The following is a 760-nucleotide window of genomic DNA, read 5'->3' as shown; positions in this document are numbered from 1 at the left end:
GGTTGTCCCGGGGTAAGGGTGTAGGCCGTGTGGTAGGCAAATCCGTCACACGTTAAGGCTGAGACCTGATGCCGAGCCGATTGTGGTGAAGTGGATGATCCTATGCTGTCGAGAAAAGCCTCTAGTGAGTTTCAAGGCGGCCCGTACCCTAAACCGACTCAGGTGGTCAGGTAGAGAATACCGAGGCGTTCGGGTGAACTATGGTTAAGGAACTCGGCAAAATGCCCCCGTAACTTCGGGAGAAGGGGGGCCATTTCTGGTGATGACATTTACTGTCTGAGCTGGGGGTGGCCGCAGAGACCAGCGAGAAGCGACTGTTTACTAAAAACACAGGTCCGTGCGAAGCCGTAAGGCGATGTATACGGACTGACGCCTGCCCGGTGCTGGAACGTTAAGGGGACCGGTTAGTCAATCTTCGGGTTGGCGAAGCTGAGAACTTAAGCGCCAGTAAACGGCGGTGGTAACTATAACCATCCTAAGGTAGCGAAATTCCTTGTCGGGTAAGTTCCGACCTGCACGAATGGCGTAACGACTTCTCGACTGTCTCAACCATAGGCCCGGTGAAATTGCATTACGAGTAAAGATGCTCGTTTCGCGCAGCAGGACGGAAAGACCCCGGGACCTTTACTATAGCTTGATATTGGTGTTCGGTTCGGCTTGTGTAGGATAGGTGGGAGACTTTGAAGCGCCAACGCCAGTTGGTGTGGAGTCGTTGTTGAAATACCACTCTGGTCGTGCTGGATGTCTAACCTGGGTCCGT

Annotated in this window: 1 rRNA gene; it reads left to right on the top strand. The window is 53.6% G+C overall.

Features of this window, described 5'->3' with window-relative positions:
* Positions 1 to 760, top strand: a 23S ribosomal RNA gene (locus tag IEZ17_RS41700); the annotation flags it as partial.

This window comes from Streptomyces albospinus, from assembly GCF_014648695.1.
GTDB lineage: Bacteria > Actinomycetota > Actinomycetes > Streptomycetales > Streptomycetaceae > Streptomyces > Streptomyces albospinus.
The sequence above is the reverse complement of the archived record's forward strand: the minus strand, read 5'-3'. Positions and strand labels throughout refer to the sequence as shown.